The following is a 16,438-nucleotide window of genomic DNA, read 5'->3' on the forward strand; positions in this document are numbered from 1 at the left end:
CCCGGATAAATCGCCCGTTTCGTATGCCCCTGGCGGGGTGTGTCCCCTCCAGTCGTCCCCGCTCCCAGGGTGTTTCGTGGATTGGGTTGTCCTGCTCCGCTCGAGAGTGCTCCTGCTCGCCGCCGTGGCGGGGGTGGTGGCGTGTGAGCCCATCGTCCTGTCGCCCTGGGCCATCGCGAAGCCTCCCGACGCGGGCGCCGGGGATTCCGACCCGGATGTCGCTGACGCCGGCGCGGACGGCGGCGAGCCCACGCCGGAGGACGCGGGGGCGGATGGTGGCGAGCCCACGCCGGAGGATGCGGGGGCGGATGGTGGCGAGCCCACGCCGGAGGATGCGGGGGCGGATGGTGGCCCCGGTGACGCAGGGGACGCGGGCGGTGTCGTCGAGGACGATGGCCCGGTGCTGGGAGATGGCGGCGTCGACGTGCGGATGACCGAGTGGAGCGGGTGCGACGCGGGCTGGCAGCAGCGCACCGTGCTGCCCGCGGGCACCAAGGGGTACGGCAGCTTCGCGCTCGACGCGGACGGTGACGCGTACTTCATCGAGCACACCGACGACATCCTGCGCGTGGGGACGACGAAGCCCTGGCGCACGTTCCCGAGGACGGGGTGGTTGGGGCCGCAGCCCTACGTGGTCGGCGTGCGCGTGGGCCCGACGGGAGAGGTCCACGTGGCCTTGAGCCCGCGCTACCTCGAGGGCGACACGGACGTCCCCGTCCACTTCCTGCGCTACACCGGGGGCCGGTGGGTCCACACCGCGAAGCCCGGCGGGTTGCTGTGGGACCTGGAGGTGGACTCGCGCGGACACCTGCACGCGATGTCCACGTGGATCGGCCCGGAGAACCGCCTCCTGTACACGCATGGGTCGCCGGACGCGCTGGTGGTCGAGGAGACGGGGCTCGTGCTCGATGACGACATCTACCGGGCGAGCCTCCAAATGGATGCCCGAGGACATGCGCATGTGGCCTTCATCCCGAGGAAACCCCGGGGCATCCACTACGCCACGAACGCGTCCGGCGCCTGGGTGGAGGAGCCCGTCTCCACGCAGGGAGACGATGGCTACCTCGCGCTGTCGGCCTCGGGGACGCCGTACATCGCCTGGAAGGACGGCTCCAACATCATGCTGGCCTCGCGGGACGCGCAGGCCGGATGGACCGCGGTGTCCGTCGGCGACGAGAGTGCCTCGATGGAGGCGCTGGCCGTGAGCCCGACCGGCGCGGTGCACCTGTTGTTGACGGTGTGGGACGGCTCGCCGTTGCACCTGAGCAACGCGAGCGGAGGCTGGGTGCGGACGAGGCTCGGCCCCGAGCCGCTCGGCTTCCCTCCTTCCGTGACGGGTTCGTCGATGGAGCTGGACTCCCAGGGCCGCGCACATGTGATGCACACGTGGCTGAAGCCAGACGAGGTGAGCGGCAGGCCGCTGCGAACCATGGACGCCTATCGCCAATGTCAGTGACCGGGCCCGCCTGGGCCCCCGCGTGATTTCAGCTACAGTTCCCTCTGGCTTCCCTCCTCACCGACGTGGCCTTCGGGTCCGTCTCCGCTCCCCAGGTTGCTCGTGGACCGCTCGCCCTCTCCCCGACTGCGTCTCATCCTGCTGTGTGTCTCGGTGGGGCTGTGCGCGTGTGAGCCCATCATCGACCCCCGGAGATTGATCGGACTCCAGGACGCTGGCGGCAAGAGCCAGGACGCGGGGATGGAGGATGGCGGCGAGCCCGGGACGGGGCTCGATGCCGGAGACGACGCGGGACCTCCGCCCGGGATGCAGGACGCCGGGCCGGATGCGGGGGAGGACGGCGGGCAGGGGGACGGCGGTGAGCTGCTCCCTCCGGCGGACGGCGGAGTGGACGAGGATGGCGGGACGCCGGACGCGGGAGGGTGGCCGCACAACCCGGATGGCCCCGTACTGAGTGATGCGGGCGTCGACGCGCGCATGTCGGACTGGAGCGCGTGCGAGCAGGGCTGGCAGAAGCGCAACCTGTTGCCCCAGGGCACCAAGGGCTACGCGCACTTCGCGCTCGACGCGGACGGTGACGCGTACCTCATCGAGTTCACCGACGACATCGTGCGGGTGCCGACGACGAAGCCCTGGCGCACGTTTCCGAGGACGGGCTTCATGGGGCCGCCGCCCTGGCCGGGTGGCATCCGCGTGGACGCCTCGGGCGAGGTCCACGTGGCCCTGAGTCCGCAGTTCGCGCAGGGCGCCACGGAGGTCCCCACGCACTTCTTCCGCTACACGTCGGGCCGCTGGGTCGAGACGCGGATGGCGAGCGGTCTGGTGAAGGGCCTCGAACTGGACGCGCAAGGCCACCTCCATGCGCTGTCCATGTGGATCGGCGCGGAGCACCGCCTCATGCACACCCATGGGCCTCCGGGGGCGCTCGTGGTGGAGGACACGGGCCTGCGGGCCCAGGACCGGTCCGCCTTCACCTCCCTGAAGGTGGACGGGCAAGGCAAGGCCCACCTGGTCTACGAGGGGTATCCGCAGAAGCGCCTCCACTACGCCACGAACGCCTCGGGCACCTGGGTGTCGGAGGTCGTCGCCGAGGTGTGGGGAGAGCCGTTCCTCGCGCTGTCCTCCTCCGGTGTCCCGCACGTCGCGTGGAGCTCCTCCGGTGGGACCTGGCTGGCCGTCCGGGATGCGCAGGGGAGCTGGAGCACGAGCCTCATCGCACCGGAGGTCCATCCGCTCGAGAGCGTGGCGGTGGACAGCTCGGGCGCCGTGCACGTGCTGATGGCGGGGCTCTCGGGGCCGTTGGCCCATTGGGTCCAGACGCAGCAGGGCTGGGTGAAGGCCACGCTCGACGCCAATGTGGGGCCGGACCGACGCGACTATGCGGGGGCCTTCCTGGAGCTGGATGCACAACAGCGCGCGCACGTGATGCTCACCTCGGTGTTCGTGCCGGAGGTCGGGGCCAGGCCGCTGCGGCGCGTGGACTACTTCCGCCAGTGTCCGTGAGGCTCACGGTGCATCCCTGAGGCGCAGGCCCACGCGCGCGAGCACGGGGGGCCCCAGGGTGTCCACGCCGGCGCGGCCGGCCAGGTACTCGCGGTCGAAGAGGTTCTCCACGGCGGCGAACAGGTCCACCTTCCAGAAGAGCCGCCGACTGACGGCGGCGTCCACCACGAGCGCGCCGCCCATGCCGCGCTCGTTCAGGTCGTCCTCGAACTGGGGGCCGATGACGCGAAGCTGCACGGTGGTGGTGAACAGGCGCGGGTCCTCGAAGGTGAGGCTGGCGGCGCCGCGGTGTCGGGGGGCCTGCGCGAGCTGGCGGCCCACCAGCTCGGGTTGACCGGGGGCCTTCGTGACGGTGGGGTCCACGAAGGTGTACGCGAGCAGCGTGGTCCAGCGGCGTGACAGTCGCCAGTCGACGCTGGCCTCCACGCCGCGCACGCGGGCGCGCCCCAGGTTCTGCCGCTGTCGGCCCGCGTTGCCCGGCAGGGTGACGTTGGTGATGGGGTCCTCGAGCACGTTCCAGAAGCCGGTGACGCGCGCGGTGAGGGCGCGCACGGGTTCGACCTCGACGCCGGCCTCGGCGCCCCACAGGCGCTCGGCGGAGAGGTCCGCGTTGGCGGCGGTGAGGACGGTGCCGACCTGGAAGGGGCGATAGAGCTCGTTGAGGGTGGGGGCCCGGAACGCGCGATAGCCGGAGGCGCGGAAGGTGACGGTGTCCCACGGGCGCACGCGCAGGCCCAGCCGTGGGCTGAGCTGGTGCTCGGTGCGGTCGTCGTACCGGGTGGTGTCCGTGGCGCCGTTGACGCGCTCCACGCGCTGCTGGCCGCGGGTGTTGCGCCACGCATCCAGGCGGAGCGCGGCGGACAGCTCGAGGGCGGGGATGGGGGCGTAGAGGTCCTGCAGGAAGACGCCGCCGCTCCACTGGGTGCCGCCGGCCTCGCGGGCGACGAGCGCCTCGGGGGCCTGGGTGGCGGGGAAGAGCTGCTCCTGGGAGGCGCCGGCCATGCGGCGGGCGTCGAGTCCCGCGGAGAGCTGATGGGGGCCGCCCGCGTCCCAGGTCGGCGCGGTCCACACGAGGGAGGCGCCCTGGTCGTTGGCGGGGACGTCCTGGGAGGCGGCGAGGACCTCGGTGGCGCGGTCCTGCCCGACGCGGGCGCGGTCCTGTTCGAAGCGGAGCGCGCGGCCGAAGAAGTCGAGGGTGAAGGTGCCGCGAGCCTCGGTCTGGAGGCGCGCGCTCGCGCCGAACTGCGCGAGCTCCACGCGGGCGGTGGTGAAGCGGGTGCCTCCGTTCTGGTTCTCGCGGAAGAGGTTGGCGCGGGCGGAGAGGGTGAGCGTGTCGGTGGGCTGGGCCTCGACGCGGCCGTTGAGCACGACGTGGTTGCTGGGCGTGTCGCCGTCGATGGCGCCGCGCTGGCCGGGGCTGACGATGCGGTAGCCGTCGCTGGTGAGCAGCTCGGTCTCCAGGGCGGCGGCGACGGGGCCCCAGCGCTGGGCGCCGCGCGCGGCGACGAGGCCGGTGCCCCGGTTGCCGTAGGAGACGTCGGCGTCGAGCGCGGGGCCGGTGATGGGGCGGGAGATGAGCTGCACGACGCCGCCGAGCGCGGAGCTGCCGTAGAGGGCGGAGCCGCCGCCGGGGACGACCTCGATGCGCTCCAGGCCCAGTCGTGGAAGCGAGCGCCAGAAGACCCAGCCTCCGAGCGGGTCGTTGACGGGGACGCCGTCGAGGAGGACGAGCGTGCGCGCGACGCCGGAGGGCGCGAGGCCGCGCAGGTTGAGCCCTTGTGCGGTGGGGTCGGAGACGAGGCTGGGGGTCCGACGGAACGTGGCCACGGACGGCAGCGAGCGGACCAGCGTGTCCTGGGTCAGCGTGGGGCTGCGGTCGATCTCCTCGCGAGGCAGCACCACGGTGGTGGCGGGCACGTCGCGGATGGGACGCGGCAGCCGCGTGCCCGTGACGACGGTGCGCGAGGTCGAGCCAGGTTTAGCTGACTCAGGGTTGTCCTCGTCAGGCGTCGGGCTCGTGGGCGCGGGTTGCGCGACGACATGGCCAGGGAGGTGGGGCCCTCTGGGGGGGTCGGTGTCGCGTGCATCGAACCAGTGGCGCCCACGTCCTCCCTCACGGCGGAGGAGCCTGCGTGCGGTGTCGGACTTGTGGGCGAGGGTTGCGCGACGACATGGCCAGGGAGGTGGGGACCTTCGTGCGTCGTCGGGGGCGTACGAGTCGACTCCGTGGTGCCCACGTCCTCTCTCTCGGCGGAGGAGCCTGCGTGCGGTGTCGGGCTCGTGGACGCGGGTTGCGCGACGACATGGCCAGGGAGGTGAGGACCTTCGTGCGCCGTCGGGGTCGTGCGAGTCGACGCGGCGGTGACAACGTCAAGCGGCGGGGGATTCGTCTCGGGGTTGGCGGACTGGGCCCAGGTCGCGGACGCGAGCAGCGCACCTGGAAGCAGGAGGCACCCACGGAGCTTCGACGAGGTGAGGCGAGACGACCTGCGAGGCATGTTCGGGAGGTCCCTTCCGGTGGGAGGCGAGGTGCCTCAGTATGCGCGGGGCGCGCACCGAGTCATGGCTTGACCATGGCGAAGCGGTCCTGGTCCTGTGTGACTTCGTCCGATGGGCGACGCGAGGCGGAGAGAAGCGCCCGATGTCCACGTCAGAAGAGACGGAGCGGGGAGGGCACTTCACGGGTGGCGTCCTGCGGATCCTCGAGGTCCAGAGACTCGACGCGCTGGACTGTGCGCTCGTCATCGAAGTGGCGGGGCTCCGCCATGAGCTGCGCGCCGAGCGCGTGGGGCAGAGCCCCTTGCTCGACATGTCGGTGGGTGACTTCTCTCCGTACCGGCTCTTCCGCGAGCTGCCGCTCAGCGCCCACCAGGTGCGGCAGTTGGTTCGAGCAGCGGCCCTCGTTCACCGGGGAGAGGCCCTGTCGCTGCCCGTTGAAATCGCGGGCGAGACGTCACCCGTCTGATTCACGCGGCGCGAGCCCGCGCACCGTGAGCACCGCCGTGTCCACCTCCGCGAGGATGCGGCGCGCGTGGTGCAGGAAGACCTCGCCAGCCGGCAGCAGGCGCATGCCCTGGCGGGTGCGCTCGAACAGCCGGGTGCCCAGCTCATCCTCCAGCGCGAGGATGTGCCGGCTGAGCGGCGGCTGCGTCAGGTGGAGCCGACGCGCGGCACGGCCCACGTGCTTCTCCTCGGCCACGGCGACGAAGGACTGGAGGTGCGTGATGCTCACGACCCCCACGTTATCGAGACCTCGCCCCGACGTGCACCCCCCAGCCCCCGCGCCTGTTCCGAATCCAGCAGGAGGGCGACCCGCCGCCCGCTGCTATCCTCGAATCCCTCATGTCGGACGGCAGGAGCCGGAGCATGCATGGAAGCTGCTGGGCACCGAGCCGTCCCAGCCCAAGGGAACCCCTCGAATCCGCTCGGGCGGCACGCTTCCGCGCACCTGGATGCCCAGGCCGCCCGCCGCCGCGGGGCTGAGCATCCAGGGCACCGTGGTGGACGCATGGGGACAACCCTTCTTGGGTGCCCAGGTCTCCGGCTCCAGGCCCATCGAGGGCGAGACGATTTCGACGCTGCCGTGCCCCGAGGACACGCCGACCTCCGTGTCGATGCACGAAGAGGATGAGGACCGGACCTTCCCGCCCACGCGGAGCCCGCCGTGGTGCTTGCCGTGGACCGATCGCTGGCCTCGATTGGATGACACGACACAGCTGGCGTCTGGGGATGTCTCTGATGCTCCCTCGAGTGACTGTCGGGAAGTCCGCGACAGGGAGTTCTGGGCGGTCTACACCATGCAGTTCAACTGCTACACGCCCTGACGTCCGGGGACGATGCTGAAACAGCATTGGACGCTCCCGGGCGGGACGGTCACCTTGTCCCGCCATGGGAACTCCACTCTTCAAGGACGCGGAGGTCGAGCGCCTGCGCCTGGCGGGCGCGGCGGCCGCCGGCACGCTGGCCTGGGTCGCGCGGCGGCTGGCGCCGGGCATCTCCACCGAGGACATCAACCAGTGGGTGCGCGAGGACACGGCGCGGCGGGGCGGCATCCCCAGCCAGCTGGGCTACCACGGCTTTCCGGCCACGGTCTGCACCAGCCGCAACCACGTCGTCTGTCACGGCGTGCCGGACCCGAACGAGCGGCTGGCGCCCGGTGACATCATCAACGTGGACGTCACCACGAACCTGAATGGCTATCACGGGGACACCTCCGCCACGTTCTGCATCGGCGAGGTGTCCGCGGACGCGAGGCACGTGGTGGACGTGGCCCGCAGGTGTCGGGACATCGGCATCTCCGTGGTGCGCCATGGCGCGAAGCTGGGCGACATCGGCGCGGCCATCCAGGAGCTGGCGGAGAAGGAGGGGTGCAGCATCGTGCGCGAGTTCGGCGGGCACGGCATCGGCCGCTCGATGCACGGGCCTCCTCACGTCGCGCACTTCGGCAAGAAGGGCACGGGCATCACCCTGCGCTCGGGCATGGTCATCACCATCGAGCCGATGGTGAACCTGGGGCGTCCCGACATCCGCATCCTGGAGGACGAGTGGACGGTGGTGACGGTGGACGGCAGCCTCTCCGCGCAGTTCGAGCACACCGTGCTGGTGACGCGCGAGGGCTGCGAGATTCTCACGCCCAATCCGGGCCTCCCGCTCTCAGTGGGTCAGATGCCGGCGTCCGCCGAGGCGCACCCGTGAGCGGGGCTTCGACGCGTCTTCGTTGAGCAGGACGCCTGTCGAGCCCCACCAGCTGAAGGGCCTCGCCGCATGTCTTCGCGCCGGCCTCTTGCGGCTCCAGGGAGGGGAGGTGCCGGAAGGGGGACGTCAGGCTCGCGGACAACAAGCTCCACACGGTAGCGGGTGTCCGTTGAGTGGGAGGGCCGCTCCTGGTCACGGGCGACCGATGCTTTTCTGCCAGGCGCGTTGAGGTCCCGTCGGCCATGGGGCCGGAGGGCATGTGTCGGGTGAGAGAGGATTCATCCCGTGAGGGCCTGTCCTGGCATGAGCACGGGGTGTTGGAGACCGGGCGGAGGTGGCCCTCCCGCGGCGTTGCCTGGGACGGGTGCTAGCATCAGTCGTGAGGGGGCTGGATGCGCGCACGAGCAGGCTTGAGTGGAGGGGTGTTGGGCGCGGTGCTCGTCACCCTGGGCATCTGCGTGTCGGTGCCACCCGGGCGGCGTGAGGCGCCAGCCGCAGAGCCTCTTGCGGTGGCCACGTCCCCGTCACCCGTGAGGAAGGACCCTCCGAAGGTGATGCCGGAGCCCGTGCTCCGTGTGGAGCAGGTGAAGGGCGCGGGTGGAGCGACGGTCCAGGTCGCGGGCCTCGTGCCCCCGGACTCCGCGCTGGCGCGCTTCGCGAAGGACGCGCTGGTGCCGCTGACGGCGGAGGAGCAGGCGCTGCTGCGCGAGGAGTCGGTGGATGACCTGTCCGCGCTGGTGGCGCGCACGGAGCGGGCCTTCCTGGACGCCACCCCCGAGACTCGCGCACGGCTGGAGCGGCGCTACCACGCGGCGCTCGACCTGGTCGCGAAGCTCTCCGGCCCTCTCGCCGAGGACGCGCGGGCGCGCGAGGTGGATGCTCGCTACCGGCAGGCGCTTGCGCGGGAGCAGGAGAAGTGGCGGGAGCTCTCGCCCGAGGACCGAGCCCGGGCGCAGGACACGTTCAAGGAATGGTTCTTCCAGGGGGAGCAGACGCGATGAAGGGTTTCATGGGAGCGCTGCGCGCGGTGGTGCTGCTGGCGCCGATGCTGGCGTGGGCAGGGCCGCACTACGTGGCCCCGAGGGACTGGGGCAGCTTCATCTGGCTGAGCACCTGGCTGGAGGCCGGACAGAGCTACACGTTCGAGACGCGGGAGCTCTCGGGCTCGGCGCCTGACACGGTGCTGCATGTGCTGCGGGACAGGAACGGCTGGAGCCAGGTGGCGGTGAGTGATGACTGCCTGGGCGGGACGCGCTCGTGTGTGACCTTCGTGGCGCCGGATACGGGCTACTACCGCGTCTGGGTTCGCGCCTACGCGGACGGGCGCGGCGGCACGGCGAGCGTGTACCGCAACAACGAGCGCCTCCTGACGAATCAGCCCTTCGGGGGCGTGCCGGTGCTCTTCGCGTGGAATGCGAAGGACACCTTCCGGGCCTCGGCGGCCACGCCGGGAGGTGGAGACCACCTGCTCTTCCTGCTGCGCTCGAACACCGAGTACCTGCAGCACGATGACGACAGCGGCCCCAAGCACTACCCGCTCATCACCGCGGCGAGCACGCAGAACGTGGGCACGCAGCGCGTGGTGGTGGGCCGCTTCCCCGGGAGCACGGGCACGGCGAGCCTCATCCACGACGAGGAGCTCTGGTCCACCATCTTCGACGACAATGATGATGACGAGGACGGCCTGTCGGACGCGCTGGAGCCGCTCCTCGGGCTGCAGGCCGACGAGGAGGACTCGGATAGGGACGGCATCCCGGACACGCTGGAGGTTTTCGGCAACGACGGCTTCTCCTTCTCCGAGTGGGGGAGCCCCACGAAGCGGGACATCTTCGTGGAGGTGGACTGGATGCAGCACCCGACGAACCCGTACCTCACCCGGCAGCCCTATGCGGGGCTGGTGGCGGACGCGGCGGCGGTGTTCGCGCAGGACTCGGGTGGGAGCGTGCGGCTGCATGCCTTCATCGACAACCCGCTGCCGTGGAGCGAGGTGGTCTGCTACGGGAGCTGCACGGGCGGCGTGGACTTCTATTCGCTGAAGGGCAGCCACTTCTCGTCGACGAACCCGGAGCGCCGGCCGTACTTCCACTATGCGATGTGGGCGTACCGGCACACGAGCCTGAGCACGTGCTCCTCGGGCAAGGCGGAGATGCTGGGCAATGACCTCATCATCAGCATGGGCTGCTTCAGCAGCCCGAGCATCCAGGAGCAGCGAGGCACCTTCATCCACGAGCTGGGGCACAACCTGGACCTGGACCACAACGGCAACGACGTGGGGGGACAGTACAGCGTGGTGCACGACAGCGTGATGAACTACCGCTACCAGTTCACGGGCGTGAGTCACTCCGGCTGGCATTCGTACTCGTTCGGCGACAACGGCTGCGCGACGTGTGGCTCCTCGCCGAAGTACGAGTGTGTCTCCTGTCGGGACGGGTTCCTCGGATGCAGCTTCCCGGGGTGTGGCTCGTGTGACTGTGACGTGGGCGAGTGGGGCTCGCTGGAGGTCGACTTCACCGACGACGGGGACGCGGATGACGGCGCGGAGCGCGGCGTGAAGCGCTCGCTGCTCACGCGGTACGCGCCGGATGACAAGGGCGGGCCCGCGCGGTTCCAGCCTCGGGTTCCGCACGAGGAGCGCTCGGTGAGCCGCAGGCGTGAGGACGTCCGCCGCAAGCGGGAGCGATTGCTGGCGCGGGGGCGGGTGGAGGGCCGGGACTTCCACGTGTCCGAGGACGGGACGCTGCTGTACGCGGAGTGTCTCTGATGGGCCCGGACCGGAGGCCAGGCGGGACGACGAGACGCGTGCCTCGCGAGGCCCCTCGAAGTGGCTCCGCGCTCATGTTGCGCGTGGACCCGTCCGGGCGATGAAAGGGCATCCGCGATGATGAGGCGAGAGGTCGCATGGGACGGTTGGGGGCGGCCGAGGTGGCGCGCGGCGTCGCGCGTGCTCGTCGCGAGTGGGGGACTGGTGTTGGCGCTCGCCCACACAGCGTGCCTGTCCCGGACAGAGCCCGCGCGGTCGGACGCTGGCGAGTCGTCCACGACAGCGTCAGGTGGTTCCTCGCCTTCTTCGAACGATGGCGGTCGCGCGCCTGTCTCTCGGGAAGCGGGCGCCATGGTCATGGCGTCGCCGGAGGTCCGAACGCCCAGGGCCGCGTCGCCCGCCTGGGGCTCCTCCGCGACGACCGACTCGCATCGGGCCTGTGACGAGCTGTGGCGAGAGGGGAGGGTGGAGGTGGCCTTCAAGGAGGAGCCGGAGACGCTGGCGCTCGAGCGCAAGGGGCCTCGTTTGGAGCGTCAGTTCCAGGTGGCCCGACAGCTGCGAGGCGCCTACCGCCACGCGGACCAGTGGGCTTCGGTCCTCCAGTACGCGAAAGGCGAAGTGCACGGAGGCGTGAGCTACGGGCTCACGGTGCCGGAGGTTTTGGCGGACCTGACCGGGCGCATCTTGACGTGGGCCAGCCATCGCGAGCCCGCGAGCTGTCTGTCCGGTGATGGCGACCAACCCGCGCTCCTCGCGGGTGACACGCTCCGAGACGAGCAGGGGCGCTTGCTGTTGCTCACGGTGCCGAGCGCGCCCACGACGCCGGACGGAGAGGTCCTGTTGCCTCCGGGGCTCGTGCCGGAGCTGAAGGTGCACTGGGAGCTGGCGGGCTGTGAAGCGAAGCCGGGCGAGCGGACCCGTGGCGCGAGGCTGCGCTTCGAGGGACCACGGGGACGCGACTCGGCGCCTGTCACGGTCTCCGTCGGAGAGACGAAGCAGTTGCTGTTGAAGGGCCTCCGCTACGAGGTCCGCGTGGCCAGGGCCCGCGCGGATGCCTCCGACCGCTGCGGCCAGGCCGTGTTCACGCTGTTCCGCGAGGGGCTGCGCGAGCGTCTGTAGAAGGCGCTTCGATGGGACTTCACCCCACCACGTACAGCCGGTGGGGAACGTCTCCCGTCCCGTAGGGGATGATGCGCTCGAAGCGCAGCCCCAGTCGCTCCGCCACGCGCACGGAGGGCACATTGTCGGGATGGATGATGGCGACCAGCGGAACCTCCGGCAGGTGCAGCCGCGCCTTCTCCAGCGCCACCCGGCTCACCTCGGTCGCGAACCCCGAGCCCCACGTGGACGGGAAGAACCGATAGGCCAGGTTCAACACCGTCCGCCCCTCGAGCGGCTTGTGCCGCACACCCCCGACTCCCACGACGACGCCGGGCGCCTCGCGCCGCTCCACCGCCCAGTACCCCACGCCCCGCTCGGCCCAATCCCCCAGCCACCGCGACAGCAGCTCCCGCGCTTCTTCCCGCGTACTCATCGCGGCGGAGGCATCGACCAGGTTCGTCCTCGGGTCGCTGTGCAGCTCGAACATCGCCTCCACGTCGCTCTCGCGGAAGGCGCGCAGCCGCAGCCGCTCGGTGTCCACCTGCTCCAGACCGTGAATCATGCGCCCATCCTGGTTCAGGGACCTGTCGCCCACCACCGACTTCCGACGCGCACCGTCCGTATCATCCGATGCTTCCGCGAGGCAGGTTCGTCAGCTTGGGAAGAGGAAGGCCCGCGAGCGTGGCGCCGAGGTCGCCCTTGTGGCGGTGGAACGTCCGCAGGAAATCCAGCGCGAGCCAACGGGTCGACGCGGGTTTTCCGGAACGGCGCCAGTCCAGGGGCCGACGAGCGTGGACCTCGATGGCGTCCAGGAAGGGAAGCACGTCGTGCACGCCCAGCAACAGCCGGAGCGAGTCGTCGCCATGGAAGACGACGCGGCGCTGGCCGTCATGCCCGAGTCGCCTGCTCCATCCCTTCGCGCTGGCGCGCTTGAGATATCCATTGAAGGCCTTCTGGCCCCCCGGAATGCGCAGCAACTCACGCAGCAGTTGAGCCATCAGCCCCCGCTCGGAAGAGCGCCGGTTCTTGCCGCGCCAGAAGCGAGCCTTCATGCGCGCCAGCTCCGCGGTGCTCATGAAGTGCTCCTCGTCACGAAGGTGGCTGAGCGCATGGGCGCCGATGACCCCCTCCGGCACCGTGCCCCGGATGCGACTCAGGCGGGAGTCCCTCGGCTCCTCGGCGGTGCGGTGCTTCGCCCAGCGGATGAACGGGTTCACCTTGTCGGACCGGCGTCGACGGTGCACCACCCAGCCCATCTTCGACGCGGCATCCTCGTCGAGGTTGGCGCAGTCCTCGAAGAGGTCCGGCTCCCGCGCCATCTGGGACACGCGGAGCTTGACGGCGCGCCGCGTGCTCCGGCTCTGGCTGGCCCGATACCAACGGGCCTGCTCCCGCCACTGTGAGGGCAACAGGCTGCGCGCCATCTGCAAGGACTTCTCGTCGCCGTAGAGCATGTCGCCCCTCCCGCGGGCGCGAGGGACGAAATGCCACGGCATTCCTGACACGGGCGCTACGCCTTCATCGACTCCGGCAGCACCCAGTCCGGCTTGAGCCGCTGGATGACCTTGGCCAGGTTCTCCTTGTCCTGGGCCTTCTCCAGCGCCGCGTCGGGCGTGATGACGTTGTCGCGCACCAGGCGCTCCAGGTGCATGTCCAACGTCTGCATGCCCTGACCCTGGCCCGCCTGCATCTTGGACGCAATCTGGAAGACCTTGCCCTCGCGAATCATCGCCGCGATGGCCGCGCCGCCCACCAGGATCTCCAGCGCCGCCACGCGGCCCTTGCCGTCCGCCGTCTTGATGAGCTGCTGGGCGACGATGCCCGCCAGGCTCTCCGCGAGCATGCCGCGCACCTGCGCCTGCTCGTCCGCGGGGAACGAGTTGATGATGCGGTCGATGGTCGCCGGCGCGCTGTTGGTGTGCACCGTGGCGAACACCAGCACGCCGAAGCTCGCGAGCTGGAGCGCCAGCTTCATCGTCTCGTTGGTGCGCAGCTCGCCGATGAGGATGACGTTGGGGTCCTCGCGGCCCGCCGAGCGGATGGCCGTGGCGAAGCTCGACGCGTGCGGACCCACCTCGCGGTGCGTCACCTGCGCCTTCGCGGACTCGTGGACGAACTCCACCGGGTCCTCGATGGTGAGGATGTGCGCCGGGCGCGTCTGGTTGATGTGGTTCACCATGCCCGCGAGCGTGGTGGACTTGCCGCTGCCCGTCGGGCCCGTCACCAGCACCAGCCCGCTGCGGCGCTCGGCCAGCTTGCGCACGATGTCGGGCGTCTTCAGGTCGTCGAGCGTGAGCACCTTGCTCGGAATGGTGCGGAACACCGCGCCCAGGCCCGTCTGCTTGTAGAAGTAGTTCGCGCGAAAGCGCGCCTTCGTCCCGTAGCCGTAGGCGAAGTCGAGGTCCAGCTCCTCGACAATCTGTCGCTTCTGCGCCGGGTTGACGATTTCGAACAGCAGCCCCTCCAGCTCCTGCGTCGTCAGCGCCGCCTCGCGCAGGGGCGTGAGCTCCCCGCGGATGCGGCCCATGGGGGGATAGCCGACGCTCAGGTGCAGGTCGCTGCCCTTCTGCTCCAGCAGGATGTCGAAGAACTGGGCGATGCGTGGCGTGTTCATCTCAGCCCCCCTTCCTTCCCATCAGCGAGCCCATCTTGCTGAGCAGCCGCGCGCTGTCCTGCGGCGTCTCCGGCGCGGCCACCGCCGTGCCCGGCCTGCGTCCCGTCACCACCGCCTCCAGCTCGTCCGGGTTGTCCACGAAGCCCTTGGCCACCTCCAGCTTCACCTTGCCCGCGCGCACCAGGTCCGCCATCGAGTCCTCGAAGCGGACGATGCCCAGGCTCTTGCCACGCTGCTGCAGCGAGGGAATCTGGTACGTCTTGTTGTCGCGGATGAGGTTGCCCAGCGCGACGGAGCCCGGCAGCACCTCCGCCGCGGCCACCATGCTCTTGCCGTCCGCGCTCGCCATCAGCCGCTGGCTGACGATGAGGCGCAGGCCGCTCGACAGCGACAGGCGCACCTGCTGCTGGTCCGCGGGCGGGAACAGGTCGATGAGCCGATCGATGGTCTTCGCCGCGCTCGGCGTGTTCATGGTGCTGATGAGCAGGTGGCCCGTCTCCGCGGCCGCCAGCGCCATGCGCACCGTCTCCGTGTCGCGCAGCTCGCCCACGACGATGACGTCCGGGTCCTCGCGGAGGCTGCCCTTGAGCGCGCTGGCGAAGGTGCGCGTGTGCGCGCCCACCTCGCGCTGGCTGATGAGCGCCTTCTTGCGCGGGTGGACGAACTCGACCGGGTCCTCCACGGTGAGGATGTGGTGGGACGTGTGGCTGTTGATGAGGTCCACCAGCGCGGCCAGGGTGCTCGTCTTGCCATGGCCGGAGGGGCCGGTGATGACGATGAGGCCCTGGTGGTGGTGCGTGGCCTTCGCGATGTCCTGGGGCAGGCCGAGCGACTCGAGCGTGGGGATGTCGCGGGCGATGACGCGGAAGGTGCCCTTGAGGCCCGTGCGGTGCCGGGAGACGTTGACGCGGAAGCGCCCCATCTCCGGGGAGTCGAGCGAGAAGTCGCAGCTGCCGTCGCGCTCCAGCACGGCGCGCAGCCGCTCCGGCACCACGGGCAAGAGCATGCCCTCCACGCGCGCGGCGTCGAGCACGCCGCCCTGGGGGACCAGGTCCCCGGCGAGGCGGAAGAGCACGGGGCGCTCGGCCACCACGTGCACGTCGCTGGCGCGCACGCTGCGGCCCTGCTCCAGCACCACCGCCAGGTCCCGGGCCCCACCCGTCAGCCGCGACGCCGCGAGGTTCCGCGCGGCCTCCTGCGTGCCCGCGCTCGAATACCCGCCCTGCGAGGGGGCATACCCTGTCGCGGTGTTCTGCGCCGCCGCGCCCTGCGTGCCGTAGCCCGTCGATACGCCCGGTGACGAGGCCTGTCCCGCGTCCTGCGCGCCGTATCCCGCCGAAGCGCTCGGCGACGTGGCCTGTCCCGTGGTGCCCTGCGTCCCGTAGCCGGCCGAAGCGCCCGGTGACGTGGCCTGCGCGCCGTAGCCCCCGGTGGCCACGTTCCTCGCAGCCGACCGTGCGCCGTACCCGGCTGCCGCGCTCGTGGCCTGTCCCGCGCCTTGTGCGCCGTACCCGGCCGCGCTCTGTCCCGCGCCTTGTGCGCCGTACCCGGCTGCCGCGCTCGTGGCCTGTCCCGCGCCTTGTGCGCCGTACCCGGCCGCGCTCTGTCCCGCGCCTTGTGCGCCGTACCCGGCCGCGCTCTGTCCCGCGCCTTGTGTGCCGTAGCCCGCCGAAGCTGTCTGTGCGCCGTACCCGGCCGCGCCCTGTGAGGCAGACCCGGCCGCGGCGGGAGCTCGCGCGGTCGCCGGAGCCGCCGCGGTCGCCGTCGTCGATGCGGCCGGAGCCGCCGCCGTGGCGCCCGCCTCCGCCGCGCGTGACAGCCTCAGGTGCATGAGGTCGCCCCGGCGCTGGGCGGCGATGGACAGCGCGCCCAACCCGTTGGCGTTGACGGACCACTGCGACGGTGAATCCGACACGGTGGAGGCCCGGGCCACGCCCACCATGGCCTGCAGCGCGCGCACGACGTCCTCCGTCGTCACCGCCGCCGGGTCCACCGGCTCATAGCCACTGCTCCCCCGAATCATCGGCGGTCGGCCCGTGGCCAGGGTCAGCTCCGTCACTCCAGGCCGCGACAGATGGCGCAACAGCTCAGCAAGGGGTCTCATGCGGAAGTCGACTCGGGCTGGGGCGAAGCGCGAAGCGCGGGGGTGGTCCGCAGGATAGTCGACAACGCGTCGAATGCGCCCACCCCCCCGGTCCATCCTGGCGCTTCTTCCCCGCGCCACGCCCGCCTGCCGTCGCCACGCGCAGTGGGCCCCACACCCACATGTCAGCGGTGGACGGAGTCAGTTCGCCAGGGTGGGGGAGGG

14 protein-coding genes are annotated in these 16,438 nt (G+C 70.9%); 7 read left to right on the top strand and 7 right to left on the bottom strand.

All coding sequences use genetic code 11. From position 1 onward, the window contains the following. Nucleotides 1-76: 76 nt before the first annotated feature. Nucleotides 77-1,456: a hypothetical protein gene (locus FL311_RS18705; RefSeq protein ID WP_141326673.1), complete on the top strand. Its 1,380-nt coding sequence runs from the start codon at nucleotides 77-79 to the stop codon at nucleotides 1,454-1,456. Between the two features lie 102 nt (nucleotides 1,457-1,558). Then, nucleotides 1,559-2,959 carry a hypothetical protein gene (locus tag FL311_RS18710; RefSeq protein WP_141326675.1) on the top strand — a complete coding sequence of 467 codons (1,401 nt, stop codon included), beginning with the start codon at nucleotides 1,559-1,561 and terminating at the stop codon, nucleotides 2,957-2,959. 3 nt (nucleotides 2,960-2,962) lie between these two features. Here the strand turns inward: FL311_RS18710 and FL311_RS18715 are convergent, their stop codons facing one another. After that, on the bottom strand, nucleotides 2,963-4,876 hold the full coding sequence (locus FL311_RS18715) for a TonB-dependent receptor (RefSeq protein ID WP_255510351.1): 1,914 nt from the start codon (nucleotides 4,874-4,876) through the stop codon (nucleotides 2,963-2,965). A 724-nt stretch (nucleotides 4,877-5,600) separates the two neighbouring features. On the opposite strand from FL311_RS18715, the gene FL311_RS18720 reads away from it, so the two are divergent. After that, on the top strand, nucleotides 5,601-5,924 hold the full coding sequence (locus tag FL311_RS18720) for a hypothetical protein (RefSeq protein ID WP_141326679.1): 324 nt from the start codon (nucleotides 5,601-5,603) through the stop codon (nucleotides 5,922-5,924). Here FL311_RS18720 and FL311_RS18725 read toward each other — a convergent pair. Beyond that, on the bottom strand, nucleotides 5,913-6,191 hold the full coding sequence (locus FL311_RS18725) for a LysR family transcriptional regulator (protein ID WP_046718573.1): 279 nt from the start codon (nucleotides 6,189-6,191) through the stop codon (nucleotides 5,913-5,915). The genes FL311_RS18720 and FL311_RS18725 overlap by 12 nt on opposite strands. Before the next feature lie 108 nt (nucleotides 6,192-6,299). After that, a complete protein-coding gene (locus tag FL311_RS18730) occupies nucleotides 6,300-6,557 on the bottom strand; it encodes a hypothetical protein (protein ID WP_141326681.1) in 258 nt (85 codons plus the stop codon). Between the two features lie 290 nt (nucleotides 6,558-6,847). Here FL311_RS18730 and map point away from each other — a divergent pair, with 290 nt between their 5' ends. The 4 genes from map (at nucleotide 6,848) to FL311_RS18750 (ending at nucleotide 11,534) form a co-directional block, all read left to right on the top strand. Next, nucleotides 6,848-7,654 (top strand): type I methionyl aminopeptidase, encoded by an 807-nt coding sequence (gene map, locus FL311_RS18735; RefSeq protein ID WP_141326683.1) that lies wholly within the window; start codon nucleotides 6,848-6,850, stop codon nucleotides 7,652-7,654. A 392-nt stretch (nucleotides 7,655-8,046) separates the two neighbouring features. Continuing rightward, on the top strand, nucleotides 8,047-8,655 hold the full coding sequence (locus FL311_RS18740) for a hypothetical protein (RefSeq protein WP_141326685.1): 609 nt from the start codon (nucleotides 8,047-8,049) through the stop codon (nucleotides 8,653-8,655). Then, the gene (locus FL311_RS18745; protein WP_141326687.1) at nucleotides 8,652-10,415 is read left to right on the top strand and encodes a hypothetical protein; all 1,764 of its coding nucleotides are present in this window, start codon (nucleotides 8,652-8,654) and stop codon (nucleotides 10,413-10,415) included. Before FL311_RS18740 ends, FL311_RS18745 begins: the two co-directional genes overlap by 4 nt. A 351-nt stretch (nucleotides 10,416-10,766) precedes the next feature. Next, entirely contained in the window at nucleotides 10,767-11,534 is a 768-nt protein-coding gene (locus FL311_RS18750) for a hypothetical protein (protein WP_194869256.1), read from the top strand. Between the two features lie 19 nt (nucleotides 11,535-11,553). On the opposite strand, the gene FL311_RS18755 is transcribed toward FL311_RS18750, so the two are convergent. The 4 genes from FL311_RS18755 to FL311_RS45160 form a co-directional block, all read right to left on the bottom strand. Next, complete coding sequence (locus FL311_RS18755; RefSeq protein ID WP_141326689.1) at nucleotides 11,554-12,078, bottom strand: GNAT family N-acetyltransferase; 525 nt, start codon at nucleotides 12,076-12,078, stop codon at nucleotides 11,554-11,556. Between the two features lie 61 nt (nucleotides 12,079-12,139). Then, a complete protein-coding gene (locus FL311_RS18760; RefSeq protein WP_141326691.1) occupies nucleotides 12,140-12,970 on the bottom strand; it encodes a hypothetical protein in 831 nt (276 codons plus the stop codon). A gap of 56 nt (nucleotides 12,971-13,026) precedes the next feature. Then, nucleotides 13,027-14,130, bottom strand: coding sequence for a type IV pilus twitching motility protein PilT (locus FL311_RS18765; protein WP_141326693.1), 1,104 nt, complete (start codon nucleotides 14,128-14,130; stop codon nucleotides 13,027-13,029). Between the two features lies 1 nt (nucleotide 14,131). Then, on the bottom strand, nucleotides 14,132-16,234 hold the full coding sequence (locus tag FL311_RS45160) for a type IV pilus twitching motility protein PilT (RefSeq protein WP_228556948.1): 2,103 nt from the start codon (nucleotides 16,232-16,234) through the stop codon (nucleotides 14,132-14,134). Nucleotides 16,235-16,438 lie beyond the last annotated feature (204 nt).

This window comes from Myxococcus sp. AB025B (assembly GCF_006518215.1).
In the GTDB taxonomy this organism is placed as follows: Bacteria; Myxococcota; Myxococcia; order Myxococcales; family Myxococcaceae; genus Myxococcus; species Myxococcus fulvus.